The sequence below is a fragment of the Microbulbifer maximicatervae (SeqCode) genome (genome assembly GCF_052467825.1).
Map to the genome: position 1 here is coordinate 1,001,284 of NZ_CP174327.1, position 26,635 is coordinate 1,027,918.

General features: G+C 46.9%; 19 protein-coding genes. 16 read left to right on the top strand and 3 right to left on the bottom strand.

The genetic code is table 11. The features are described 5' to 3' along the window. Window positions 1-246 precede the first annotated feature (246 nt). From ACJJII_RS04445 to ACJJII_RS04460, 4 genes are all read left to right on the top strand, one after another. The gene (locus ACJJII_RS04445; RefSeq protein ID WP_413663610.1) at window positions 247-1,455 is read left to right on the top strand and encodes an acetyl-CoA C-acetyltransferase; all 1,209 of its coding nucleotides are present in this window, start codon (window positions 247-249) and stop codon (window positions 1,453-1,455) included. Window positions 1,456-1,465: 10 nt separating this feature from the next. Then, the gene (locus tag ACJJII_RS04450) at window positions 1,466-3,622 is read left to right on the top strand and encodes a 3-hydroxyacyl-CoA dehydrogenase NAD-binding domain-containing protein (RefSeq protein WP_444918435.1); all 2,157 of its coding nucleotides are present in this window, start codon (window positions 1,466-1,468) and stop codon (window positions 3,620-3,622) included. A 105-nt stretch (window positions 3,623-3,727) separates the two neighbouring features. After that, window positions 3,728-4,876, top strand: a complete 1,149-nt coding sequence (locus ACJJII_RS04455) for an acyl-CoA dehydrogenase family protein (RefSeq protein ID WP_413663612.1) — start codon at window positions 3,728-3,730, stop codon at window positions 4,874-4,876. Window positions 4,877-4,929: 53 nt separating this feature from the next. After that, the gene (locus ACJJII_RS04460; RefSeq protein ID WP_444918436.1) at window positions 4,930-6,126 is read left to right on the top strand and encodes a CaiB/BaiF CoA transferase family protein; all 1,197 of its coding nucleotides are present in this window, start codon (window positions 4,930-4,932) and stop codon (window positions 6,124-6,126) included. A gap of 39 nt (window positions 6,127-6,165) precedes the next feature. Here the strand turns inward: ACJJII_RS04460 and ACJJII_RS04465 are convergent, their stop codons facing one another. Beyond that, window positions 6,166-6,822: a glycine-rich domain-containing protein gene (locus ACJJII_RS04465; protein WP_507015280.1), complete on the bottom strand. Its 657-nt coding sequence runs from the start codon at window positions 6,820-6,822 to the stop codon at window positions 6,166-6,168. A 375-nt stretch (window positions 6,823-7,197) separates the two neighbouring features. On the opposite strand from ACJJII_RS04465, the gene ACJJII_RS04470 reads away from it, so the two are divergent. From ACJJII_RS04470 to ACJJII_RS04485, 4 genes are all read left to right on the top strand, one after another. Further along, window positions 7,198-8,757, top strand: coding sequence for an ABC-F family ATP-binding cassette domain-containing protein (locus tag ACJJII_RS04470; protein WP_444918438.1), 1,560 nt, complete (start codon window positions 7,198-7,200; stop codon window positions 8,755-8,757). A 42-nt stretch (window positions 8,758-8,799) separates the two neighbouring features. After that, window positions 8,800-10,326 carry a cryptochrome/photolyase family protein gene (locus ACJJII_RS04475; RefSeq protein ID WP_444918439.1) on the top strand — a complete coding sequence of 509 codons (1,527 nt, stop codon included), beginning with the start codon at window positions 8,800-8,802 and terminating at the stop codon, window positions 10,324-10,326. Between the two features lie 87 nt (window positions 10,327-10,413). After that, on the top strand, window positions 10,414-11,004 hold the full coding sequence (locus ACJJII_RS04480; RefSeq protein ID WP_444918440.1) for a cysteine hydrolase family protein: 591 nt from the start codon (window positions 10,414-10,416) through the stop codon (window positions 11,002-11,004). After that, window positions 11,001-11,921, top strand: coding sequence for a DMT family transporter (locus ACJJII_RS04485; RefSeq protein WP_444918441.1), 921 nt, complete (start codon window positions 11,001-11,003; stop codon window positions 11,919-11,921). The genes ACJJII_RS04480 and ACJJII_RS04485 overlap by 4 nt, the downstream gene beginning before the upstream one ends. Before the next feature lie 75 nt (window positions 11,922-11,996). Here the strand turns inward: ACJJII_RS04485 and ACJJII_RS04490 are convergent, their stop codons facing one another. After that, window positions 11,997-12,413, bottom strand: a complete 417-nt coding sequence (locus ACJJII_RS04490; protein WP_282930918.1) for a VOC family protein — start codon at window positions 12,411-12,413, stop codon at window positions 11,997-11,999. Between the two features lie 502 nt (window positions 12,414-12,915). Between ACJJII_RS04490 and ACJJII_RS04495 the strand changes: the two genes are divergently transcribed. From ACJJII_RS04495 to ACJJII_RS04530, 8 genes are all read left to right on the top strand, one after another. Continuing rightward, window positions 12,916-14,523 carry an ABC-F family ATPase gene (locus ACJJII_RS04495; protein WP_444918442.1) on the top strand — a complete coding sequence of 536 codons (1,608 nt, stop codon included), beginning with the start codon at window positions 12,916-12,918 and terminating at the stop codon, window positions 14,521-14,523. 759 nt (window positions 14,524-15,282) lie between these two features. Beyond that, window positions 15,283-16,068, top strand: a complete 786-nt coding sequence (locus tag ACJJII_RS04500; protein WP_444918443.1) for an outer membrane protein OmpK — start codon at window positions 15,283-15,285, stop codon at window positions 16,066-16,068. Window position 16,069: 1 nt separating this feature from the next. Then, complete coding sequence (locus tag ACJJII_RS04505) at window positions 16,070-17,431, top strand: NCS2 family permease (RefSeq protein WP_444895840.1); 1,362 nt, start codon at window positions 16,070-16,072, stop codon at window positions 17,429-17,431. Window positions 17,432-17,442: 11 nt separating this feature from the next. Then, complete coding sequence (locus tag ACJJII_RS04510; protein ID WP_413663623.1) at window positions 17,443-18,006, top strand: phosphoribosyltransferase; 564 nt, start codon at window positions 17,443-17,445, stop codon at window positions 18,004-18,006. Between the two features lie 226 nt (window positions 18,007-18,232). Beyond that, the gene (gene aptA / locus ACJJII_RS04515; protein WP_444918444.1) at window positions 18,233-19,573 is read left to right on the top strand and encodes an omega-aminotransferase AptA; all 1,341 of its coding nucleotides are present in this window, start codon (window positions 18,233-18,235) and stop codon (window positions 19,571-19,573) included. Between the two features lie 139 nt (window positions 19,574-19,712). Then, on the top strand, window positions 19,713-22,406 hold the full coding sequence (gene pepN, locus ACJJII_RS04520) for an aminopeptidase N (RefSeq protein WP_444918445.1): 2,694 nt from the start codon (window positions 19,713-19,715) through the stop codon (window positions 22,404-22,406). A gap of 275 nt (window positions 22,407-22,681) precedes the next feature. Continuing rightward, window positions 22,682-23,143, top strand: a complete 462-nt coding sequence (locus tag ACJJII_RS04525) for a GNAT family N-acetyltransferase (RefSeq protein WP_444918446.1) — start codon at window positions 22,682-22,684, stop codon at window positions 23,141-23,143. A 44-nt stretch (window positions 23,144-23,187) separates the two neighbouring features. Beyond that, a complete protein-coding gene (locus ACJJII_RS04530; RefSeq protein WP_444918447.1) occupies window positions 23,188-24,231 on the top strand; it encodes a Kelch repeat-containing protein in 1,044 nt (347 codons plus the stop codon). Between the two features lie 77 nt (window positions 24,232-24,308). Here ACJJII_RS04530 and ACJJII_RS04535 read toward each other — a convergent pair whose 3' ends face one another. After that, a complete protein-coding gene (locus ACJJII_RS04535; RefSeq protein WP_444918448.1) occupies window positions 24,309-26,516 on the bottom strand; it encodes a transporter substrate-binding domain-containing protein in 2,208 nt (735 codons plus the stop codon). Between the last annotated feature and the right edge of the window lie 119 nt (window positions 26,517-26,635).

The window sequence follows — 26,635 nt, forward strand, 5'->3', positions numbered from 1 at the left end:
CAAAGATAATTTAAGTGCCAATTTACCGTGCCAAAATTTCAATAGATTTAGGCGCCTTACTTGAGTGTACGGCAGTACCTCCACATGGTTAGGTTAATTTGGAATAAATAAAAAGATATTTGACTAGGAATTTTTCGGTAGTACCTGGAAGCTGAGTCATCTTCCGTGGCAATTTTTATCATTGAACCCAAGCTGCACCGCACTATGGTAATAAGCGAAACCATAAAATAAAAAGAGGCTAAAACCGTGCCAACCGAAGCCTACATCTACGATGCTATCCGCACCCCGCGGGGCAGAGGCAAATCCAGCGGTGCCCTTCACGAAGTCAAACCTATCACCCTGCTTTCAGATCTCCTGAAAGAATTACAGACCCGCAATAGATTCGACACTGCCAAAGTGGACGATATCGTTATGGGCTGTGTTACACCGATCGGAGATCAGGGTGCCGATATCGCAAAAGTTGCAGCTTTAGCTGCCAATTGGGACTGGGATATCGGTGGCGTAACTCTGAATCGCTTCTGTGCCTCCGGTGCCGAAGCGGTCAATCTCGCCGCTACCAAAGTTCGCTCCGGGTGGGAGCATCTGGTAGTGGCCGGAGGTGTAGAGTCCATGTCGCGGGTGCCCATGGGCAGCGATGGCGGCGCCTGGGCGATGGACCCACGTACAGCAATAGATACTGGATTTGCACCCCAGGGCATTGGCGCGGACTTGATCGCTACACTCGGCGGATTTTCCCGCGAGGATGTGGATAACTTTGCGCTGGACTCTCAGCACAAGGCGGCAGCCGCCTGGAAGCGCGGTGCTTTCGAAAAATCTGTGATTCCCGTACGCGACCAAAATGGCCTGACCATTCTCGATCACGACCAGCTGGTGCGTCCAGATGCGTCCATAGAGGCCCTGGCACAACTCAAGCCGTCCTTTGCCGGGATGGGTGACCTGTGCTTCGACAGCATTGCCATATCCCGTTACCCACAGGTCGAATCAATCAACCATGTTCACACTGCGGGAAATTCCTCAGGAATCGTCGATGGCGCAGCCGCCCTACTGATCGGCAGTGAACAGGCCGGGCGAGATCTGGGGCTCAGCCCCCGCGCCCGTATTGTCTCCGCTGCGGTAGTGGGTACCGAACCCACTATCATGCTCACAGGCCCCGCGCCCGCCACTCGCAAAGCCCTGAAGGCCGCAGGCCTGACGGTGCAGGATATTGACCTCTTTGAGGTGAATGAAGCCTTCGCGGCAGTGGTGATGCGTTTCCAACACGAGTTGGACGTGGACCCACAAAAACTCAACGTTAACGGCGGCTCAATCGCTATGGGCCACCCCCTCGGCGCGACCGGTGCAATGCTGATCGGCACAGTATTGGATGAGCTGGAACAACGGCAACTTCGCTACGGCCTGGTCACACTATGTGTGGGCGGCGGTATGGGTGTAGCAACCATTATCGAAAGAGTTTAGGGGGCAGACTATGAAATCCATTCGCCTGGAAAAAGACGATCACAATATTGTCCACCTGATCATGGACAACCCCAATGCCTCAGCCAATGTGATGGATCGGGATTTTACCGAGTCGCTGAGCGCAGTGGTTGAACAACTCAAGCAGCAAGAATTTTCTGGAATTATTGTTCGCTCCACAAAAAAAACCTTTTTTGCCGGAGGCGACCTTAAGTCTTTATATGCGGCAAAAATTGAAGAAGCTAAACCTTTCTTCGAATCTTGCGAATCAATGAAAGCCAACCTGCGCTGGCTGGAAACCCAGGGTAAACCCGTCGTTGCTGCGATTAATGGCACAGCTTTGGGCGGTGGCTGGGAAATTGCCCTCAGCTGCCATCAGCGTATTGTTATCGATAGCACCGCAATAAAACTGGGATTGCCTGAAGTCACATTAGGCTTACTACCTGGTGGTGGCGGCTGTGTACGTATGCCCCGCCTTTTAGGCATCCAGGAGTCTCTACCCTACTTACTGGAAGGAAAACAGGTGAGGCCGCAACAGGCTCTCAAAGCCGGTCTGGTACATCAGCTCGTTACCAGTGAAAGAGAATTACTAGAGAAGGCTGTCTCTTATATTCGAGAGAATAGTGAGCAACCTGTTGCTCAGCCTTGGGATCAACCGGATTACCGGATGCCGGGAGGGGACGCAAAGAACCCTAAAAATGCGCAGTTACTGATGATCGCCCCAGCAATGCTGGAGAAAAAAACCAAGGGATGTCTGCCGGCGCCAGAGTCGATAATGGCAACCGTCGTCGAAGGGTCCCGGGTCGACTTCGAAACTGCTACGCGAATTGAATCCCGACATTTTGTAGGCCTCGCTTGCGGGCAGGTTGCCAAAAATATGATTGGTACTTTCTGGTTTGCACTCAATGAGGTCAAAGCCGGAGCATCACTGCCCGCCGCCGCCCGCGATCATAAAACGTCGCCCATGCAAAAAATTGGCATACTCGGCGCCGGCATGATGGGCTCAGCCATTGCCTACGCCTGTGCCAGTAAAGGTGTTGATGTCGTATTAAAAGATGTATCCATGGAAGGTGCCTTAGCCGGCAAACAATATGCAGAGAAATCCCTGCAAAAACGCTTACAGCGGGGTCGCATTACCGAGGACAAGGTCAATCAGATCCTCTCCCGTATCACGCCCACAGACAGCAATACCGACCTGGCTGATTGTGAGTTGGTGATAGAAGCAGTTTTCGAAGACCGGGAACTCAAGCGTAAAGTTACCCAGGAAGCCGAAGCACAGCTGCCGAAAAATGCAGTATTTGCCTCCAACACTTCGACACTGCCGATCACTGGGCTCGCTCAAGCTTCCGACCGTCCCCAGCAATTTATCGGTCTACATTTCTTCTCCCCTGCCGACAAGATGCCACTGGTGGAAATTATCTGTGGGGAGCAAACCAGTGATGAGACTCTCGCCCAAGCCTTCGCCTTTGTATTGCAGATTGGCAAGACTCCTATCGTTGTTAACGACAGCCGTGGCTTCTTCACCTCAAGAGTATTCGGCTGCTTTACCAATGAAGGTATCGGCATGCTTAGCGAAGGGGTTAATCCCGCCACTATTGAAAATGCCTCAGCCCTAGCTGGCTTCCCAGTCGGTCCTCTAGCTGTTAGTGACGAGGTCTCCCTAACGCTGATGAGCCGGATACGCCAGCAGACCATCAATGACCTGCAAAAAGAGGGTAAACCCGCCCCCACGCATCCCGCCGACGGAGTGATCGACCGAATGCTTGAAGTTGGTCGCGCTGGTAAGGCCGCAGGTGGCGGCTTCTATACTTACCCTGAGGGCGGGAAAAAGCACTTATGGAGTGGCCTTGAGAAGGAGTTCCCCGCCAAAGAGGCACTGCCGATAGAAGATGTGAAGGAACGGCTGCTGTTTATTATGGCTCTGGAGACACTTCGCTGTTATCAAGAGGATGTGCTACGCAGCGTACGCGATGCCAATATTGGCTCTATCTTCGGTATCGGCTTCCCACCCTGGACCGGTGGTGCATTGCAATACATCAGCCAGTTTGGCCTGAAAGCGTTTACCCAACGCGCCCAGCAACTGGCTGATGCCTATGGAGATCGATTTGCCCCGCCAGCAATTTTGCTGGATCTGGCAGAGTCAGGAAAAGCTCTGGCGGACAACCCTTAACCCAGGGGTTTGAGCGATGTAAACAAGCTTTTAAAGTCTTGCTGTTTACATCGCCAATCAAAACACTGGTTCAATTTTTCAGTAATAAAATGCGGTGGTGTAAGGATGGTACCAAGAACTGTTTACAACGAAGATCACGAACAGTTTCGAGAAACTTTACGTAAATTTTTAGAGAATGAAGCTGTACCCTACCACCATCAGTGGGAAAAAGATGGTCAGGTAGATCGTAAACTGTGGAATAAAGCTGGAGAAATGGGCTTTCTGTGTCCGCAAGTTGACGAAAAGTATGGTGGCTTGGGGCTGGACTATGGCTACAACTCCATTATTGATGAGGAGGTAGCCCGAGCGGGACTTTCCGGTATTGGCTGGGGCCTGCACTCTAATATTGCAGTGCCCTACATTATTAATTACGGCACGGAAGAACAGAAGAAAAAGTACCTTCCCAAATGCATTAGTGGTGAGATGATTACCGCTATCGCCATGTCCGAACCTGGTGCCGGATCGGATCTACAAGGCGTGAGAACCACAGCGGTGCGCAAAGGGGATCACTATCTGCTCAATGGCTCCAAGATTTTTATTACCAATGGACAGCAGGCAGACCTGGTTATTGTCGTGGCCAAAACCGACCCTCACGAGGGGGCCTCTGGGGTCAGTTTGCTGCTTGTGGAAGCAGATAGCCCTGGATTCAAGAGAGGCAGTAACCTAGAAAAAATAGGCATGAAGGCCCAGGATACTTCAGAGCTGTTCTTTGATGATGTCAAAGTCCCTGCGGAAAACCTTCTCGGTGGAGAGGGACAGGGATTTATTTATTTAATGCAGGAATTACCTCAAGAACGTTTAAGTGTGGCAATTTATGCAATAGCTAATGCAGAAGCAGCCCTGCAATGGACGATTGATTACGTAAGGGATCGCAAGGCTTTCGGCAAACCCATCTCTGCCTTCCAAAATACACAATTCAAGCTGGCTGAGCTGGATAGTGAGTTAACCGCTCTTCGGGTATTTATCGATCGCTGCTTGGAGCTTCACTATAAAAAGGAACTCGACGTTGCAACTGCAGCGAAAGCCAAGTTATTGAGTACAGATTTCCAATGCAAACTTTTGGATGAATGTGTTCAGTTACATGGCGGCTATGGCTATATGTGGGAATACCCCATCGCCCGGTCTTGGGCCGATGCTCGTGTAGCACGTATTTATGCCGGAACCAATGAAATTATGAAATTAATTATTTCCCGAGACCTCCTGCGCGATGACTAAATTAAAGTGCTAGATTGAAATTTCTGTTCTCAATTAAAATAATGAAATAAAAAGTGAAACAGCAAACGAAGAATCACTGCGCCCCTCTTGAGGGGCTAAAAGTACTCGACTTTTCTACCCTACTTCCCGGTCCCTATGCCACTATGTTATTGGCGGACTTAGGCGCAGAAGTACTAAGAATCGAGTCTCCCACACGGCCAGACTTACTACGGGGCTTTCCCCCTTTAGTCGATGACACGGCTTCCCTATCCGCCGCCCACGCAACCATTAACCGCAACAAACGCTCCCTGGCGATCGATCTAAAAAATCCAAAGGCGCAAGCGGTGATTCACCGACTGCTTCAGCAATACGATATTGTGATCGAGCAATTCCGCCCCGGAGTGATGGATAGGCTGGGCCTTGGCCACCAAAGCTTAAGCCAACAGCGCGCAGACATTATTTACTGTTCGATTACCGGATATGGCCAGACTGGACCATTAAAGCAACGTGCTGGGCACGATATCAATTATCTCGCACTATCTGGCCTGGCCAGCTATTCCGGCAACCGTGACCATGGCCCCTGCCTGAGCGGCACACAGATAGCAGACATCGCCGGCGGTTCACACCATGCGGTTATGTCGATACTGGCTGCGGTATATCATCGCCAGAGAACCGGTGAAGGCAGTTATATCGATATCAGTATGACGGACTGTAGTTTCGCGTTAAACGCAATTAGTGGGGCCAATGCACTGGCTTTAAATACCGATCCCAAGCTGGAATCCGAACTGCTAAACGGTGGAAGTTATTATGATTACTATCGCACGGCAGATAACCGCTATCTTTCTGTGGGAAGTTTAGAGCCACAATTTGCTGAGCAATTTTTAACAAAAATAGGCCGAAAGGAGTGGCTGACTCGCATTGTCCAAGACGGACAACAAGAAACACTTAAGAAAGATATTGCAGCAATTATTGCCACAAAAAGCCAGAAAGAATGGATTGATATATTTCAGGATATTGATGCGTGTATTGAACCCGTACTTAATTTTACAGAAGCTGCTGATAGCGATCTTATCCAATCCAGAGAGATGATCTGTTCTGTGAATGGAGACATTAAACAGATCAACACACCCTTTAGATTTAACGGCCAAAAGCCCCACTTAGTTAACCGAGGGGCAGCTCTGGGAGAGCACAATCACACTGTGCTGGGTGAGCTCGGCTTTAGCGCTGAAGAAATTGAAGAGCTTTGCGAAGTTCAGGGTGTCACTCATTAATCATCTTGAACAGGGTTGCTAGAGCAGTGATAGCTGCCTCTAGCTGCCACCCCCGCCACAGCCCCCACCACAACTGCTTCCAGAATCTGAAGAGGAGCCGCCACCCCAAATTCCAGAGAAGGCACTGCCGGAAGTTCCGCCTTGACAGCTCACGGCACAACCAATATGACTGACACAGTGATCCGCAGCGGGACTATTTCTCGATCGACAGTTTAGCGAATAATGAAATCCATCTTTAATCCCCAGCTTTTTATCAATTGAGAAAACCAGAGATAACGACTTTGGCTTGGATAGACTTATACCACTTCGAGCACGAGCAATTCGCCACACCCTCTTAATCCCCTCACTAGCTGTATCCTTATCTGGCATAACTTCATTGGGTGTGTGGTGCAGAAAGTGTCCAAAAGCTTTATTACAAAAATTGCGATACATCTGTGTGCTTAATATAAATTCATGCCAAGCGACATCAAGCACTTGAGATGGCATAGCGACCATTTGTCTACCAGCCGTTTGACAGATAATAAAATATTCCCTCAACCCATCAAGTACCATACCCAGCTGCTTGTTGCTGAGATGAGGGTATTTGTTCTTCACTCTTTGTTTGAGAGACGGATGGAATTGATAGTCTCTTAAAAATCGTTCCCGCTGTGATTTTCGGTAAAAGAAAAAAGCATAGTACTTACGATCAATAGACAAGTTGCTATAAAACCTTCAAATACCATAGTAACCCCCGCTTTTAAACACTTATTGTTCTAAATCAAGTCGTAAAAATGCTTTATCTCAATGTAATATCAATAATACTCTTATACCACTCTATTTTAAGAGTTGAGAGTACCAAGTGAGTGCTTATAGGTTAGGACTTGAAGTATTTTTGAATCTTTATTAAGCTAACAATTAACAACTTTTCTTTTTGGAGCTATCTACGCCAATGAATTAAGCCTTGCACACACTGGAGATAAACCGGTTTCTTAAGAGGCCATCAATTCCCGTGCAAGTGGCGTACTCCATTCTCTACAACTTTCTCTCAAGATCATGGTATTGCGCCACCCATTCCGACTACCGGAGGGTGACATGCAGAGCATTTGTTCTATAAAAAATCTTTACTTAAACGTCCCTGAGAAATCTCTATTTAAGGGGATCCATCTTGACTTCCCTCCGGGATTTACTGGCTTAGTGGGAAATAATGGCAGTGGAAAATCGACTTTTTTAGAGGCTTTGATTGGGAAACTAAAGCCTGAACAGGGAAGTATTACTTGGTACACGGACTACCTTAAAGTGGATCAAGTGAGCAGCAATTCCAACAAGAGAATTGTAGATATATTCGACCCTACAGGCCTATATGACTGTTTTTCACGTATTGAATCTGGCAATCAGAGTGAGGAAGATCTGATACGTGTCTCAGATTCATGGGAGCTACCTACAATTTGGCAACAGCATTTATACAGCGCCGGAATAAACCTCACGTTAGACACTCCTATCGGCAATCTTAGCGGTGGTGAAAGAGTCCGACTGGCTTTAACCAATGCCTTCTCTCATAAAAAACACTACCTGCTACTGGATGAGCCTAGTAATCACCTAGATTCAGGCGGTAGAAAATGGTTACAGCAGAAAATTAGAAACCATTCTGCCGGAATTCTAATGGTCAGTCATGATCGAAGCTTACTCCAACAAGCTGACACGATAGTGGAACTAGATTCAGGAAAACTACGCACATATGGTGGTAACTATTCACACTACAAGAAAGAAAAAGAGATACAGAGACAGTCTGTAGAAAAGAAAATTGAAAGCACCAAAAAGAATATAAAAAGCCTAAATAAACTTAAGCAAAGTTCTGCTGAAAAAACTACAACCAGAAAAAACCAGGGTAAGAAATTAAAAGGTTCCCAATGTAAATCGCTACTAGATGCGAAAAAAGATCGTGCAGGGCAAAGTTTAGGCAAGCTGACTAGAAACCTTGATCGTCAGCACCATAAGTTAAAGCTAGATTTAGAAAGTTGCCAAAAGGACTATAAGAGTCATAAGCTCCCAAATATGCAGCTTAGCAAAACAGGGCTAACGGGTGGTATTCGTCTGCATGTTGAGGATCTCAAACTTCCCTACGGTATTCAGAGTGATCCCATTTCACTTACCATGCACAGTGGCGATCGCTGGCATATTTGTGGCGCCAATGGTAGCGGAAAGACAACGCTACTAAAAATCATTGCTGGTCGAGTTAAACCTCGCAGCGGTTTGTGTAAAACTTTTGGCAGCTGTTTTTATCTGGATCAGAACCTAAGTCAACTAAATGGAAATCTATCTGCCTTGGAAACTTTATCCCGCCTGCACCCTGATAAAGATACCAACTTCTGGCGCACAGCCCTAGCCACAATGAATATTCGAGGTGATTCTGCACTTCGCTCTACCAATACTTTAAGTGGAGGGGAACGACTAAAGGTTGCTTTACTTGCCGCTACTCGTGGCACTGAGGCACCAGACCTGCTACTACTGGACGAACCGGACAATCACTTGGATCTGGAGTCGCGTATAGCGCTGGAAACTGCGCTGGTAGAATATCCCGGAACATTTTTATTGATTTCCCATGACTCTACTTTTGTAGAAAATGTGGGAGTGAATAGAAGGATCTATCTATAGGCATATTAAGACCTAGTATGACCTAAATAAAGGAAGTGAGATGTGAAAACGCTGCGCTTGCTATTAGGGGATCAATTGAACCAAAAACACTCCTGGTTTAGAGGTAACCAGGAAGATAAGATCTACTTTATGGCTGAAATGCGCCAAGAGACCGATTACGTTGTTCACCACATCCAAAAAATCGTTGCCTTTTTTGAAGCTATGCAGATTTTCTCAGAGTGGCTTAAAAATAGGGGCTGCAATGTCATCTACTATCGAATAGACGATAAAAACAACAAACAAAACCTTACAAAAAATATCGAAGATATTATTAGAAAACACAAAATTGAAAAATTTGAGTACCAACGTCCCGATGAGTACCGACTAGATCAGCAGCTGCTACAACTAGAAAAGAGACTATCAATAGAATTTCAAGCCTACGACACTGAGCACTTTTTAACCACCCGAAAAGAGCTGGCAGACTTCTTTCAGGGGAAAAAATCGCTACTTATGGAAAGCTTCTACCACTATATGCGGAAGAAGCATGACATTCTGATGAACAATGGAAAACCTGAAGGGGGAAAGTGGAATTTTGACCAAAGCAATAGAAAGAAATGGAATGGAAAGCTGGGCAAACCCAAGCAGGAAAAAATAACAAGTAATGTCACTTCAACTTTATCCCGTATAAAAAAGTCTGGAGTTAAGAGTATTGGAGAGATTGATCCAGAGAATTTTATATGGCCAACCAGCAGGGAGGAATCTATAAAACTACTTCGTCATTTTTGTAAACATCTACTTGCTCATTTTGGCGATTTTCAGGACGCAATGGATCCAGATGAAGCCTTTCTTTATCACAGCCGAATTAGCTTCTCCCTAAATAGTAAACTCATATCTCCAAAAGAGGCTATCGATACAGCGATAAAATCTTGGAAAGATGGAAAAATTTCAATAGGACTTAACCAGATTGAAGGTTTTGTACGCCAAATATTGGGCTGGCGAGAATATATGCGCGGTGTCTACTGGATGTCTATGCCCAGTTATGAGCATCAGAATAAGTTGAAGAATAAAAATAATTTGCCAGATTTTTTCTGGGATGCCAAAACGACCATGAACTGCCTTCATAACACCATCAGGAATAGCTTGGAAAATGCCTATGCTCACCATATCCAAAGGCTTATGATTACCGGTAATTTTGCGCTATTAACACAAACTGACCCTGACCAGGTGGAAAGTTGGTATCTCGGTATTTACATAGATGCTATTCAATGGGTTGAAATGCCTAATACCCGGGGAATGAGCCAGTTCGCCGATGGTGGATTGGTTGCAACAAAGCCCTATATTAGTAGTGGCTCCTATATCAACAAAATGAGTAACTATTGCAGCGACTGTATTTATGACGTCAAACAACGAACTGGGGAGAAGGCCTGCCCATTTAACAGTCTCTACTGGAATTTCTTAATTGAAAAAAGAAAAATGCTAGAGGGCAATCATAGAATGACAATGATGTTCAGCCTTTTGGATAAGCTTGAGAAGAGTGAAGTGACAGCAATAAAAAAAAGGGCAAAGCAATTTATGACAAAGAAATCGTAATCTCTATATAGATCATAAAATCCTTTATCGAAGGCTTCCTTAATCATTACTAAACTAAGCCAATACTCGCCTCAATAGACTCTGGTCATGAAGACTGCAATCATTACCCTCGATTTTATCAACGATATTTGTCATCCAAAGGGAAAAATATCAGCAGCGGCCCCAAGAGTCTATAAGAATAGAGTTATTGAGAACACCAATAAACTCCTTACGTGGGGAAGAGCACGACGTCATCTTATTTGCCATATCAGAGTCGCTTTTTCCACCGACTACAGGGAATCTTCCTTTAACTCTCCTCTCTTCAGCTATATCAAAGATATAGGCGCCCTCCGTCAGAAAAGCTGGGGCACTGCTTTTGTTGATGATCTCAATATCACTGATAGCGATATATCTATTTATAAGAGGCGTGTCAGTGGCTTCTATGGGACCGAACTCCCAGTACTTATTGCTAGTCACAATATAGAAAGGATTATTCTCTGCGGGGTATCAACACAAAATACAGTCGAACTGACAGCCAGGGAAGCTCACGATAGAGACTTTTCAGTACTCATTGCCTCAGATGCCTGTGAATCTGACACGGAAAACAATAAACAGAATAGCCTGAACTTCCTCACGAAGATAGGCAGTGTAAAAACTGTCGATGAGATTATTACTAGTGAGGGTGCTAGTAAACCATGAGTACCCGCATTTCCAATAGAGAATTTGCCCTCAGTGTCATTACCGCTATTCTGGCGGCCAGCTGTATGTCGCTAACCGGGCTATTTGGTAAAGAACTAACTACTTTTAGCTCCTTATCCCTGGTGGTCTTTATTCGTTTCTTTGCCCCATTTTTACTCCTAACCTGGATTTGCCTCGTTGTTTTCGATGAAAACCCTGTGACTCATCGAATAGACAGGATTGATGGTGCAAGGGCGTTATTCACTTGTCTCGCTCAGTATTGCCTGTTTTATTATTTGTCCAAGGGCTCTTTACTTGTCGCCGCCCTTCTATTTTCAACGTCAGGTTTATTTCTCCCTTTTATTACCCGGTTTGCCAAAAAGGATCCGATAAAAAAGAAGACATTAGCGGCCTGTTTAATCAGCTTTATCGGCGTTGCTTTTATATTGAAGCCAACTGCTGGCTTTGATAGCTATATGATAGTGGGCCTGCTATCGGGCTTCTTTGGAGCTTGTTCACAGTTTGTAATGCACCACTCTTCAAAGAAGCAAAATACAATATCTTCAACCACCAAGATGTTCGGCCTATCCAGCCTCTATATGCTTGCCATTTTATTGATTGAAGGAAATCTTGGGGAGCTTGCGAAAGTCGCGGTATCTCTATCGGACTCGGTAAGTTTTGTGATTGTGATTATTGCTTTTAGCCTGGCGACAATCAGCAATCAATCCTTACGCACTAAAGCCTATCGTCGGGTAAACAGACCTGCCAGCTTATCTCCCTATTTATATACAAGCCTGATTTTCTCCGGCATATTGGATTGGTTGGTCTATAACACACTCCCAACCTGGAATACTTATGCCGGCAGCTTACTGATAGTAATAGGAGGTATTATTCAGGCAATCAGAACTCAACCCCAGATTAAGGCATCGCATTCTTAGCAAGGATAAGGGAGGGCCAGGAATAGCCGGAGAAACCCAGCCCCACAGATTCAACTATCTGCAGGGCCCAGACGATTACTTGAACATCAGTTCAGGATTAACCATCGTTTTCATTTCCAGAACGTTGCCGTTTGGATCTTCGATAAAAAAGGTTTCCTGTTCATATTCATTGCCGACAAAGCGACGGTAAGGCTTGTCCAGGTATTCCAGCCCGGCAGCTTCGATACGGCCTTTTAGTGCCTGAAACTCATCTTCCGGCAGGTGAATGCCAAAATGAGGAACAGCCACTTCTCCCATATCCACCTTGTGGCGAACATTGGGGAGCTTCTCCTCACTCTGGTGCAGGGTGAGTTCGTTACCCCAAAAGTCGATATCTACCCAGCGACCTTCTTCACTGTTGCCGGTCTTGCAGCCTAAGACATCGCAATAGAATTTCTTGGCGGTTTCCAGATCCCCTGCCGGAATCGCAAGGTGCAAACAATTCGATTTCATATAGCCTCCAGCCTTTGCTAGCTCCTCATAGAGATCAAAAATTGATTGACTGACATCTGCTAGTCATTAGCCCTTCAACCCTCCCCCCTGACAGCATTAACATTTACTTTGCCGTCGGAGCCACCCAAAGGATACAAATAAGATCAAGTGATCCCGTTAATTATTTAAATAAAAGTGGCCGCTTTACGCGCTGGCAACTTATACCGGGAATATTCCTAATATTAGGGCCCATAGCTTTAGCTAAAGAGCCCGAACTCAGGGAGTATACAGATGCATATCATCGCACCCCACCCCGAAATGGAATATCCTCCTAGCCTAGGAGTATACTTTAACATATATATTTCAATCTCTAATATCGAACCCGCGGAGAAACTGCTTAGTTATTGAACGTACTCCTCGACACTTCAGCGCCAAATCCTTATAGTGCGGCCCCCACATCACGCCTCCTATTTTGGCGAAACTGGCTTACCAGAGCCCATTTGTAATCCTCAGGAATACGCTCTTGATCTCCACCGCGAATATCACCATGCAGTTTGGTGCCCAACCACTGTTTGAAAACATTTCTGTAAAGTTCGGCAATGGCAACCGATATGGCCTTATCGGGGCCAATGGATGTGGAAAGTCAACCTTTATGAAGATCCTGAGTGGTGCCTTGGCGCCCTCGGCCGGCAACGTATCCATTGAGCCTGGATGCACCATGGGTACTTTGAGCCAAGACCAGTTTGCATTTGAAGAGTACACCGTCGTCGATGCGGTCATCATGGGAGATGTCCGCCTGTGGGAAATTAAGCAGGAACGTGACCGCATATACTCGCTACCGGAAATGAGCGAAGAAGACGGCATGCGCGTAGCCGAGCTTGAAGTCCAATTTGCTGAGCTGGATGGCTATAGTGCAGAGAGCCGTGCGGGAGAAATCCTGCTTGAAGCTGGCATCGACGAATCCCTGCATTTTGGCCTGATGAAACAGGTAGCTCCCGGCTGGAAATTGCGTGTATTACTCGCCCAAGCGCTATTTGCCGACCCGGATATTTTATTGTTGGATGAGCCGACCAATAACCTGGACATCCACACCATCAAGTGGTTGGCAGATGTACTGAATCAACGCAAAAGCACAATGGTCATCATTTCCCACGATCGCCACTTCCTGAACTCTGTCTGCACCCATATGGCCGACATAGATTATGGTGAATTGCGGGTTTTCCCCGGCAATTATGAGGACTTTGTTGCGGCCTCCACGCTAATACAAGAACAACTTCACGCAGAGAATGCCAAGAAAAGTGCCGAACTGGACGAGCTACAGAGCTTTGTGAACCGCTTTTCTGCCAATGCATCCAAAGCCAAGCAGGCCAGCTCCCGCGCGAAGAAGATGGAAAAAATCAAGCTGGACGAAATCAAACCCTCCAGTCGGGTCAGCCCTTATATTACGTTTAACCAGTGTAAAAAATTGCACCGTCAGGCGCTGACTCTTGAGGGGCTTACCCATGGTTTTGACAGTGAAACGCTATTTCAAGGTGGCGAAATGCTGCTGGAAGCCGGTGCGCGCCTAGCAATTATCGGTGAGAACGGCGTTGGTAAAACAACCTTCCTGCGCTGTCTTGTCAATGAGATCCAAGCAAACAGCGGAGTCGTCAAGTGGTCAGAAAATGCCGCTATCGGCTACTGTCCGCAAGACAGCAGTGCAGATTTTGATGGTGACTTGACAATATTTGAGTGGATGTCCCAGTGGCGCACCCCCAAGCACGATGATCTGGCCGTGCGAGGTATTCTGGGCCGACTATTATTTACCGCAGATGATGCCAATAAAAAGGCAAAGGTCTGCTCTGGCGGCGAGAAAAATCGCCTGCTGTTTGGCAAGCTAATGATGATGGACACCAATGTGCTCATCATGGATGAGCCAACCAACCACTTGGACATGGAAGCCATCGAAGCCCTAAACAAGGCACTGGAGAAATATGAGGGCACACTTATTTTTGTGAGTCACGATCGTCAGTTTGTCTCATCCCTGGCAACCCGAGTTATTGAAATCAAAGACCAAGCACTGATCGATTTTCAAGGCACTTACGAGGAATACCTGGCGCACCAGTCAGGTACAGAACAGCAGGTAGCCTGACTCCAAACTCGAATCGGAAAAGGCATATTGGGGCGATAACAATACTCGCCCCAGGTCTCAAAAGCTGCAAAGTGTAACCAATCACCACCAGATAATACGGGGCTCGGTAGGCATTACCTGCGTCCCCCTAAAGTCGCCCCCCGCTACTGCAATCCATCCAGATTCCTTCCTGGGCCAATTTCCTACGAACTAGCAAAAAAACCAAATAGCCAAATAATTTTTATACAGGTTAAAAGTCGATTTACTTTTCCCAACTATAACCATCGACCTCAGGCCGATGCCTGCCTATATAAGGAAGGCGCTCAGAAGATACATTTCAACCATCCTTGTTCTGCTACCAAGCGGATGACTTCCAGTGTCATCAAAGTTAAACAACATCTATCGCGACCCCTTAAAGCACCAAAAGTATTCATGTTGCCTGTGCAAGCACCACTGGGGAGCAGATGCCGACTTTCTGGACTATTTACCTAATTTGCCCCTGCAATATAGCGATTCCCTACTATCAAACCAATCAAGCAATACTTTTTTGCTACACCGACCCATCGCTAACCAACAAATGAGTATCTCGTTTTCCCCAAGCGTGTTTTTTTGGTGCAGAGTTACTTAAAAAGCTCGGAAAAAAGCGTAAATCCCGAGAAAAAACACTGGAAAACAGGGGTTAAGTTCTGGTACATTCCGCGACTATTTTTTAACCAACTGCCGATTTTCTCATCGGCCGCCAGTGCGAAATTCGCCTGTCGCTGTAACAGAGGTAATAGAATGAAACCAACCAAGCCCCTGCTACTGCTGGCCTCTAGCCTGTTGTCCGTAGCTGCCCAAGCTGAGATGACCTGGAGTGACAACAGCCTGAGCCTTCTTTACGGCCACGATTACGAGGTTAACTACAGCCTCAACACGGATGACTCTGAAAGATCCGTAGTAACTTTCGAGCACGCCAGTGGCCACAGCTGGGGTGACCTCTTTATTTTTGCCGACTACCTGGACTCGGAAGATGGCTCCAATGAGCTGTATAGTGAGATTTCTCCCCGCCTGAGCTTAGGCAAGCTCAGCGGCAGTGAGCTGGCTTTCGGACCGGTTACCGATGTGCTTGTCGCCACAACTGTGGAGATAGGCAATATGGATGACCCGGATCACCTGACGGCCACAGGCCCCCACTTCACCAATTACCTGACAGGTGTGGGCTTTGATCTCGCGGTTCCCGGTTTCTCCTTTGTACAGGCGAATGTTTACCACCGCGATAACGATGACAAGGCCAGCAACGAGCAGCTGACCCTGGTTTGGGCCATGCCTTTTACCCTGGGTGATGCCAGCTTTGTCTACGACGGATTTATCGATTGGACCAGTGCTTCTGAAGATTCACACCCGAGCACTAACTTTACCTCCCAGCTGAAATGGGATGCCGGCGCCACCTGGGGTGAACCCAAGACCCTGTACGCGGGTATTGAGTACGTACACTGGAACGACAAGTTCGGAATCAAAGATGGCACTTATGGTGTCGATTCCAACGAGCGCAACGTTAACCTGCTAGTAAAGTACCACTTCTGATATGAAACCCACTGATATCCAAACATCGGCGACCCCAGGGTCCGACATCCCGCAGGTGGGAGGCAATGCCTCATTCCTGGAGAAGTTGTTCAAGCTCTCAGAGCGCCAGACGAATGTTCGCCGGGAAGTGATTGCCGGCGTTACCACATTCCTGACGATGGCCTACATCATCTTTGTGAACCCCAATATCCTGGCTGCAGCGGGTATGGATAAGGGCGCTGTGTTTATGGCGACCTGCCTTGCAGCCGCTATTGGCTGCCTGATTATGGGGCTCTACGCCAACTACCCCATCGCATTGGCGCCGGGTATGGGCCTCAATGCCTTCTTTGCCTACGTTGTCGTCGGTGAAATGGGCTACAGCTGGCAAGTAGCCCTGGGTGCGGTGTTTATATCAGGGGTAATCTTCCTGCTGCTCAGTATCTTCAAGCTGCGAGAGTGGATTATCGATAGTATCCCCCTCTCCCTGCGACAATCCCTGGCAGCGGGTATTGGCCTGTTCCTGGCGATCATTGCCCTGAAGAGTGCCGGTATCGTTGTGGCCAGCCCCGCAACGCTGGTAACCCTGGGCGACCTCAAGTCAATTGAGGCTATCCTGGCAGCACTGGGCTTCTTTATTATTGTGGCCCTGTCCTACCGCCGTATGCTGGGCTCAGTGATGATCGGTATCCTTGCGGTAACCGTCATCGCCCTGGCAATTGGTAAGGTAGAGTTCACCGGTCTGATATCCGCGCCTCCCAGCCTGGCACCGACTTACCTGGAACTGGATATCGCTGGCGCTTTCGAAGTAGGCATGATCAGCGTGATCTTTGCCTTCCTGTTTGTCGACCTGTTCGACACCGCAGGCACCCTGTTAAGCGTTTCTGATCGCGCCAAACTGCTGGATAAAGATGGCAAGTTGCCTGGAATGGGCAAAGCCCTGATGGCCGACAGCTCCGCATCTGTCGTTGGTTCTGTGCTGGGCTCCTCCACTACTACCTGTTATGTAGAGAGTACTGCGGGAATTACCGCCGGTGGTCGCACAGGCCTGACCGCTGTGGTTTGCGCCGGGCTATTCCTGTTGGCGACCTTCTTCTCGCCCCTAATCGGTATGATTCCGGCCTATGCAACCGCAGGTGCTCTGCTGTATGTTGGCGTCCTGATGACTTCCGGTATGTCATCTATTGATTGGGATGACATTACCGAGGCCGCACCGGCAGTAATCGCCGCAGTGATGATGCCTTTGTCGTTCTCGATCGCGCACGGAATCGCCCTGGGCTTTATTTCCTACGCAGTTATTAAAACGCTGAGCGGACGTAGCAAAGACGTCAGCATCAGTGTCTACGTGTTAGCGGCACTCTTTGTTGCCAAGTTTGCCTTTTTCTGAGGGGTACATTGATGAAAAAGCACTTTATTAGCGCACAGCAGCTCCTGATAGACTCTTATGCTCTCGCCGAGCAAATCTATAAGGACGGCTTTCGCCCAAACTATATTGTCGGTGTTTGGCGCGGTGGCGCTCCTGTGGGCATCGCTGTACAAGAGCTGCTGCACGTGATGGGAGTGGATGCAGACCATATCGCTATCCGCACTTCCTCCTATCTCGGTATCGGTGAGCGTGACAAGAAAGTGCGCGTGCATGGCCTGAACTACCTGATCAAGCGCCTGGAGTCCCACGACTCCCTGTTGATCGTGGACGATGTGCACGACTCTGGCCTGAGTATTGAGCAAACTATCGAAGACCTGCGCGCTGCCTGTAAGAAGAACACGCCGGAGATTCGTATCGCGACCCCTTACTACAAGCCGAAGAACAACAAGGCCAAGCGCGAGCCGGATTACTTTATCCACAAGACCGAAGAGTGGTTGGTGTTCCCTCACGAGATCGACGGTCTGTCCCGGCAGGAGATTCTGGAGAACAAACCAGAACTCGCCCCCTATGTGGACAGAATCGCCACTGCTGTTTAATCAGCAATATTACCGGGGGCTAATGCCCCCGGTTCTCTTTCTCCTCTCATCTCCCCTAGGCCATTCCGGCAAACCCTCCCCCGGCACTCAACTCCTGCCATAGGCAATACTTCAATACTCTATTAATAAATCCCACTTATGAAACTAAAGTTAGTGAGAATCAATTTATAAAGTAGAAAAGTTGGTCCAAAATTAATGCGATAAGGCCAAATGTCGGAAAATAAAAATGAACGACAAATCAGCGGGACTTAGTAAATCGCAGCTCGATGCTTACTGGATGCCTTTTACCGGGAATCGCCAGTTCAAAAGAGATCCCCGTATTATTACCTCAGCCAGCGGCTGCTATTACCGTAGTGCTGATGGCCGCCCCATTTTCGATGGTCTCTCTGGCTTGTGGACCAGTGGTGCCGGACACAACCGTCCGGAGATAATTGACTCCATTACCCGGCAAGCAGCCCTTCTGGATTATGCACCCGCTTTCCAATATGGCCACCCGGGAGTCTTCCAACTAGCGGAGCGTGTCAGCCAGATGATGCCCATGGGGCTCAATCGTATTTTCTTTACAAACTCCGGCTCTGAATCCGCAGAAACCTCTCTAAAAATAGCTAGAGCCTACTGGCAGAAGATGGGCGCTCCAGGGAAAACAAAATTCATCGGACGCGTGAAAGGCTATCACGGAGTTAATTTTGGCGGTCTTAGTGTGGGCGGTATTAGCGCTAATCGAGCAATCTTTGGCTCATCTTTAGATTCTGACCACCTTCGCCACACCCTTTTACCCCACAACCGCTTTGCTAAAGGACAGCCTGAACAGGGAAGTTTCCTGGCAGACGAGTTGCTGGAACTTATCAAACTGCACGGTTCTGAAAACATTGCCGCTGTTATTGTCGAGCCCGTAGCGGGGTCTGCGGGGGTATTGCCCCCACCAAAAGGCTATCTCCATCGCCTTAGGGAAATATGTACTCAATACGACATATTGTTGATATTTGATGAAGTCATTACCGCTTTCGGACGCATGGGGAAAGCCACCGGAGCAGAGTTTTTTGGAGTGACCCCGGATATGCTCAATACAGCCAAACAGCTTACAAATGGCGCTGTTCCCATGGGCGCTGTGGCTGTGCGTCAAGATATCTACGAGATATTCATGGAAAATGGAGGACCTCAATACCAACTGGAGCTTCCCCACGGCTATACCTACTCTGGGCACCCACTAGCCTGCGCAGCGGCATTGGCGACACTGGATATTTTAAAGAAAGAAAATTTATTTGAGAGATCTGCGGAGCTTGCCCATATCCTGGAAGACCATATCCATCAACTCAATGGATTACCGTTAATAGAAGATATTCGTAATTGTGGACTTGCCGCAGGCCTGACAATCGAATCAGCTCCGGATGAGCCATTACTCAGGCCTTACTTAATTGCTATGAAGATGTGGGAAAAAGGCTTTTATATTCGCTACGGCGGCGACACATTGCAAATCGGCGTCCCATTTATAGCACAGGCAGAGGAGATTGACGGAGTTATCAACGCATTAGCGGAATCAATTACTGAGGTCGCAAACGGCCAGTAGCCAGAACCTATTCCTTCTCACTCTGTATAAAAGATTCCCCCTACTGATACGGAAAATTTATATCGCCGCCTAGCTATCTTTAATGATACAAAGTAAATCGCAAATAGTAATTCAATAACTCTATATTAAAAATAGCGCCATGAACAAATATATTCGCCTTACAAAGGTATTACTAAAGTACAAAGTGGTTATAGCGATTCTATGTGGTATTTTATTAAGTTCCTGTGAGCAAAGAACTACTAAGCAAGAAATAAGCTTACCAGCAAAGAAAATTTCATCTCCTATTAGAACCACAGCCCCAGGACTTTCAGAATCTTATGCTGACATTCGTCGTCAGCAAATTGCTGAAGTGGACTATCGGCTGAGCATCAATCTGGATAGTCAAGCTAAGAACTTCTCCGGAATTGTGCACGCAGATATCAATTTTAGAAAAATACTTGAACAGCCGCTCACTATCGATTTTTCCGGTGGTGCGGTTGATTCAATCCAGGTCGATGGAAGATCTGTTCCATTTGAGTACAACAACTACTTTATTTCTATTGATTATCAAAATCTACCAGAAATATCCCACACGATTACGGTGAATTATCAACACCCGTACTCTAACAATGGCTCAGGATTACATCGCTTTAAAGACCCCAAAGACGAAAAGGTCTATTTATATACGGACTTTGAGCCTTATGATGCCAATCGCCTATTCCCACATTTTGACCAACCCAATTTGAAAGCACGTTACACCCTGGATGTAAAAGCTCCAAAAGACTGGGTAGTAGTTAGCGCGGAAAGAGAGGAGAGAGTAGAAGAGAAGAGAAAGTCAAACCACTGGTTTTTTCCACAAACCAAGAAATTTTCATCTTACATATTTTCTTTACATGCAGGTCCTTACCACATCTGGGAAGACAAGGTAGGAGATATCCCCCTTCGCTTAATGGCAAGACAGAGCCTGGCAAATTACGTAAAAACAGAAGACTGGTTTACCTTCACCAAACAATCCTTTGAGTTCTTTCAGCCCTACTTTGAAATTGATTATCCATTTAAAAAATATGATCAAATACTAGTACCTGATTTTAACGCGGGCGCTATGGAAAATGTTGGGGCTGTAACATTTAACGATTCTTACATATCCCGAGGAAAAAAGACCCAAGCCCAGCGGATGCGCCTCGCCAATGTTATTGCCCATGAGCTGGCCCATCAATGGTTTGGTAATTTGGTCACCATGAATTGGTGGGATGACCTTTGGCTCAATGAGAGTTTTGCCACTTACATGGCCAATCTGGCTCTAGCCAAAAATAGCGAATTCACTACCGCTTGGGAGAACTATTATTTAGGCGCCAAGCAATGGGCTTACCACACTGATCAACGCCCCACTACCCACGCTATTCAACTACCAGTCAACAATACTGACGAAGCCTTTGCCAATTTTGATGGAATTACTTATGGCAAAGGCGGCTCAATACTCAAGCAATTGCCCTACTATTTGGGCAAAGAAGAATTTCGCAAAGGCGTCAGTAATTACTTAAAGGCTTTGTCTTATGACAATTCAACCCTCAATGACTTTATCAACCACCTGGGCAAAGCTGCGGATAAAGATCTTAATTCCTGGCAGCAACAGTGGCTTTACCTGGCCGGCCTCAACACAATTGAAGCCAGCTTCCAGTGCGATGATGACCAAATCAATCATCTGGTAATTCAGCAAACAGCACCAGAGGAATATCCGATATTAAGGGAACAGCGCACACAGCTGGGGTTTTACCAAATGAAAGCTGGAAGTATGAAACGGGTTGCAACCCTTCCAGTGCTTTATAGTGGTGCCAGAACCGAAGTAAAAGAAGCCGTGGGGCTACCCTGCCCAGAGGGGCTATACCCCAATGAAGAAGATTGGGCCTATGTGAAGGTAAATCTGGATGAAGTTACCATCAAGAATATGGCTCAGCATATCAATGATATTGAAGAACCGTTTGCACGACTAATGTTCTGGCAAAGTCTATTTGATAGCACCTATGACGCAAAGCTCCCTCTGGATGAGTATATTAGTTTTATAGTGAATAATGGCGCCGACGAAAAGGACATCAATATTATTCGTTTGAATGCCAGATATATTGAATTCACTTACGATTTTCTGACTCAAATCCCCCTAAGCACAAAGCGCCGTAACGAACTTACTCAGACCGTTGAGAGCTTTGTCTGGGGTCAACTACTAGAGGCGGCTGAAGGTAGTGATCAACAAAAAGTCTGGTTTGGTGTTTTTACCAATATCGCCCACTCCACTCCAGCATTAAGTCATGCTAGAGACCTATTAATGGGAGAGTTTGCCATTAAAGGACTGGAACTCGATCCTGATATGCGCTGGAAACTTATCAAGTTGCAGAATCGTTATCTGTTCTCAGATTATGAGCAGGCAATCACAAGAGAATTGGAAAAAGATAACTCCGACAGATCTAAACTCAACGCACTATCTGCTGAAGTTATTCGCCCCCAACCCGAAAACAAATCAAAGTGGGTAGCTAACCTTATATCTAATCGAGACAAATTCAAGTTAAGCGAAATTCGAAAAATTACAGAGTCCCTTTTTGCACCAGAGCAAATAGAGCTATTCAACATCCACGGTCAACCGATTTTTGATTCACTGGCTCAGGTCAATGAAGATGAATCTCAGGAATTGCTTACTGCTTATGCTTACGCCTTACCGCTAATGTGCTCTAGAGAAAATGTAAATGAGATTACTAAGTCACTAAAAGAAAAACCACAACTTAAGCTCATATTGGTAAAAGCACTAAAAAATAATCGCTACTCCGGTGAACGCTGTATCAATATCGGGAAGCGATTACTCTAAATCTTCTTTAAACTAGCTATTAATGTTGAACTAAGGGCAATATCCAGCCCTTAGTTTCCCTTACCAGGCTTTTGGCTGGGTATTACGCGTAATAAAACGGTGCAAAAAATATATATTTTATCTCTATGCCCCCTAATAAAGCATATCTATTGCACCAGCCAAATTATACTTATCCTTCTCTAAAAATCTTGCTACAGTGACATTTCAAAGCCTAAAAGTTTAACGGGCGTTCCTATTTAAACCATTGTTTTAAAAAGAAAGACAATCAAATAAAGATGTATATATCAGTACAATTAGACGACCTGTCCGACGGTTCCATTAACAATCTTCTTGAAGCTCATCTACGGGAAATGTACCGACATTCCCCACCTGGGAGCGTTCACGCACTAAATTCTGATGAGTTAAATGACCCCATGATTACCTTTTGGGGGGCAAGAATTGATGGAGTTTTGGCCGGATGTGGTGCACTAAAAGAGATCGACCCTAATTTGGGTGAAATAAAATCCATGAAAACTCATCCTCTGTTCCTGCGCAAAGGCGTTGCCCGCGCCTTGATAGAAAGAATATTGGAGGAGGCAAAGCAGCGTAAATATAAAGAGATAAAGCTGGAGACAGGCCGCGCTGAAGCTTTTGCTCCCGCAATCGCTCTCTATCGCCGTTATGGATTTGACGATTGCGACCCTTTCAGTCACTATAAAAATGACCCTTTTAGCCTATTTTTAGGTAAAAAATTATAATCAATAGGTATTCTTTATCAGTCAGTGTGAGAGTGTTTGTTACTATGACGCTATCCAGAAGATCCTTTATTAAATATTCCAGCTTAGCTTCCCTTACTTTTGGTGGAGTCAATCTAACCGCTAAAGAGGCTATTTCCAGTCTATCTATATCAAGTCTTCCCAGCCTGGAAATGCCTTTACAGGAGATTTACCCCGCAGTCTTTTCTGGCGAGATCTATGTAGCAGGGGGATTTATCCCATCGGATACTGCAGTTTTCTTCGGTCTCTCTCCAACTAAACAAACACATATCTTTTCTCCGCGGGAACAAAACTGGAGGCCAGGGCCCAATTTACCTGAGTCAAGACATCACCTTGGCATGGCCAGCAATTCCAACAGCCTATATGGCATAGGTGGATTTTTTGGCGATTCTGATAGCGCTTGGCAAGCCCGAAATACCGTTTATAAACTTTCCAGCGAATATAAGCATTGGATAGAAACCAGCCCTCTCCCCCGGCCCTTGGCTGAATCTATTTACACCAACATTGGGGAGAACATCCATGTCATTGGCGGTAGGGCCCCCGACGAACAGTCTAAAAATAGAGATACCAATTCTCATTATGTGCTTACAAGAGGGGATCATTGGGAGCAAGCAGCGCCAGCCAGTATCAAGCGAACCTCCGCAGGTGGGGCAAACTTAAATAACAGAATATATGTTGTTGGTGGCCGCCAGGTTAGCGACAATAGTAGCAAGGCCAGGAATCTAACTTATGCCGAAGTTTATGACCCCAGCCTGGATAAATGGGAAAAGATCCGCCCCCTACCCCAGGCTGCTGCCGGGCTCACAGCAACCCCATTAAATAATAAATTAATAGTTGCCGGCGGTGAGGCATTTGGCCCCAATGGCAACTGGAAGACTGGTACAGCATTTAACAATATTTGGATTTACGATCCAGTCACAGATGATTGGAACAATCAGGGTCAGTTGCCCCAGGCACGGCACGGTCACGGAGCAGTAGCCCTAGGAGAAAGCCTCTACTTGATTGGTGGAGCCTCTAAAGTTGGGCCGCAAGAAACTCTCGCCTCCGCAATACAGCTGCGCTGGAGCTAAAGGGCAATCAATAAAGTACCCTTGAGCAAACCCACAATGCCTCTGGCTTGCAGAGCCCCACTGATGGGATGCATTAATTAATCGGGAGCAATGCTGCCATCAATATCTGTATAGTTCTGATGGCGCTCAACTCCTAAATATCCAATATATCTATCCCGTATCTCACGCACATAATTAACTGGCTCCCTGCCGCGCACGTAACCAAAACGACTATCGCGATAGTATTCAGGCTGGGACAACAGCAACATGGCCTCTTCAACATGGCCAAACCACTGGTTAGGGTCCCACTTCAGTCGTCGGGCTAACGCCCTGGCATCCCTGACATGGCCGTGACCCGCATTATATGCAGCCAGGGTAAAATAGATCTTCTGCTCTAGGGGTATATTTTCAGGAAAACGTTTATCCAGCCACCCCAAATAAGATACACCTGCGCGGATACCGTTTTCAGGATCATACAAATTGTTAACTCCCATCTGTCGTGCTGTCCGCGGTAATACCTGCATCAAGCCCTGAGCACCGGCAAAGGAGCGCGCTTGGGGGTTAAATTGACTCTCCTGGTACATCTGAGCAACCACCATACGCCAATCCCGATCGGTAGCCTCAGTATATTTCTTTACTATGGGATCAAAGGGCGATAGTTCATCAGTGCTGCGCAGGCGCTGCCCTTGATGTCGGAGGATACGCTTTTGTTCCTTGAAATATTTATTGTAAGTAACGTTAAAGAACAGGTCCCGATTGTGCTTGTTCAGAAAGTTATTCAGTTGTTCCAGTAATACCGGCTGGCCAGTTCGAACGGCCCAGGCGATATCTCGCTCCCCTGGCAACTCCCCCACTACAGTAAAGTCATCCCGGTAAGTGCCCTCAATGGCGGCCAAGTGTGAGTCAACTACGGTATAGGGAAAAATACCCCTGGCTACTGCATCAATAAGAAACTCACTGGTAGCGCCTTTTAGACGATGGATCTGTAGCGGCACCATATCTTGCCCGTGCTGCTTTTCCATTATTTTGACCAGACTCTCGTGATAGCTCGTGGTGGGATTAACCACTACTGTTTGCCCAGAAAGCAGGTTCTCTGGAAGGGGTAACTCTTTATCAGGCACCTTTGATTTTGCGGCTACTACCTGTTCCGTAACTGTCATATAAGGCTTGGAAAATGCCAATCCCTGCTGGCGGCGGGCCTCGGTAACAGTAAGGGATGCAGCAATCATGTCCCCCATTCCATCATTCAATGCCTCGACCAAATCCTGATCTTTATCGGGCACAACCATGCTCAGGCGTAATTTGTGGTCACGGGCAAACTTCCTTAGCAGATCGTAATCAAACCCCATCAACTCACCGCGCCAGATAAAGTAGGAAGCGGGGTGATTGCGAGTGAGCACCCTTAAAGTTCCGCTCTCCTTTATTGCCTGCCAATCTCTCAGTGGCTGCTCTCGATTCTGACTGGCCAATACCAATTCTGCGGTAAAGAACTCATTCAACTCACGCCTCAAAGCGATAGCATTTTTGCGTACAGCCCAGGCTATAGGCCTGCGGGAATCGAGCTCTGTGGTGGATGTGAGTTGCGGGTAATCAGTTAGAAGTACATCGGCCAAATTACTATCAATAATTGTCGCGGGGTATTCGCCGGCTGCTACAGCCGCAATAAGCTCGCTGGCTGCAACCGGCTTATCGAGGTAAGTGATCCTGTAATTTTCCGTATCGGCTCGCTGCTCCAGGGTTTCAGCAAATGCACTGCCCCGCCGCAGCACGACTTGCAGGGGCACAGCCTCTTCCACCTCGAACTCTCTATGAGTAATTAGCAACTCATCAACATATTGTAATGGGCGGGTAAAACCCAGTGATAATTTGCGTTCTTCGGTGCGGGAAAAATTGGTGGCAATTACATCCCCACGTCCATCAATAACCGCAGGAATTAAATCGGAAAAGTTATCTACGTAAACCCACTGAGGCTTTAATCCCCGGCTACGAGCAAAATTTTCCGCAAGTTTTCGCCACTCTGTTGCAGGTAGTCCTTCTCGTGGTAAGGCGCTCTCCTGGGGGCCCCTTGGAGCCAACAGGCGCAACACACCTCGCTCTAACAGGGCTGGCAAATCTCCTTGCTCTACATAATTTTCAAACTGCGGCTTTGCGGGCTGTTTATTCTGCGGCGTTGGTATCGGTTGTTGGGGAGATTCCGTTAAAACCTGTGAGTTTTCTACAACAGGATCTCTATTACTCTCGCATGCGGCAAGCAGCAATATTAAGACAAATAGCGGAAATATAACGAAAAACCGTTTTCTGCTCACAGTGCACCCTTTCTTATTCTATGAGAAGCATTACCCTTAACGCGCACGCTATGCTTCACAATATGGTATTGCCGCTGTTACAGAAATCGTACCAGTTTGCGGGGAAATTATCCCCTAAA

Excerpts from the sequence above, each read along its gene's own strand:
- ACJJII_RS04500 (WP_444918443.1), top strand. The coding sequence starts at position 15,283 with ATGAAACCAACCAAGCCCCTGCTACTGCTGGCCTCTAGCCTGTTGTCC.
- aptA (WP_444918444.1), top strand. The coding sequence starts at position 18,233 with ATGAACGACAAATCAGCGGGACTTAGTAAATCGCAGCTCGATGCTTAC.
- pepN (WP_444918445.1), top strand. The coding sequence starts at position 19,713 with ATGAACAAATATATTCGCCTTACAAAGGTATTACTAAAGTACAAAGTG.
- ACJJII_RS04485 (WP_444918441.1), top strand. The coding sequence starts at position 11,001 with ATGAGTACCCGCATTTCCAATAGAGAATTTGCCCTCAGTGTCATTACC.
- ACJJII_RS04480 (WP_444918440.1), top strand. The coding sequence starts at position 10,414 with ATGAAGACTGCAATCATTACCCTCGATTTTATCAACGATATTTGTCAT.
- ACJJII_RS04450 (WP_444918435.1), top strand. The coding sequence starts at position 1,466 with ATGAAATCCATTCGCCTGGAAAAAGACGATCACAATATTGTCCACCTG.
- ACJJII_RS04505 (WP_444895840.1), top strand. The coding sequence starts at position 16,070 with ATGAAACCCACTGATATCCAAACATCGGCGACCCCAGGGTCCGACATC.
- ACJJII_RS04470 (WP_444918438.1), top strand. The coding sequence starts at position 7,198 with ATGCAGAGCATTTGTTCTATAAAAAATCTTTACTTAAACGTCCCTGAG.
- ACJJII_RS04525 (WP_444918446.1), top strand. The coding sequence starts at position 22,682 with ATGTATATATCAGTACAATTAGACGACCTGTCCGACGGTTCCATTAAC.
- ACJJII_RS04490 (WP_282930918.1), bottom strand. The coding sequence starts at position 12,413 with ATGAAATCGAATTGTTTGCACCTTGCGATTCCGGCAGGGGATCTGGAA.
- ACJJII_RS04510 (WP_413663623.1), top strand. The coding sequence starts at position 17,443 with ATGAAAAAGCACTTTATTAGCGCACAGCAGCTCCTGATAGACTCTTAT.
- ACJJII_RS04455 (WP_413663612.1), top strand. The coding sequence starts at position 3,728 with ATGGTACCAAGAACTGTTTACAACGAAGATCACGAACAGTTTCGAGAA.
- ACJJII_RS04530 (WP_444918447.1), top strand. The coding sequence starts at position 23,188 with ATGACGCTATCCAGAAGATCCTTTATTAAATATTCCAGCTTAGCTTCC.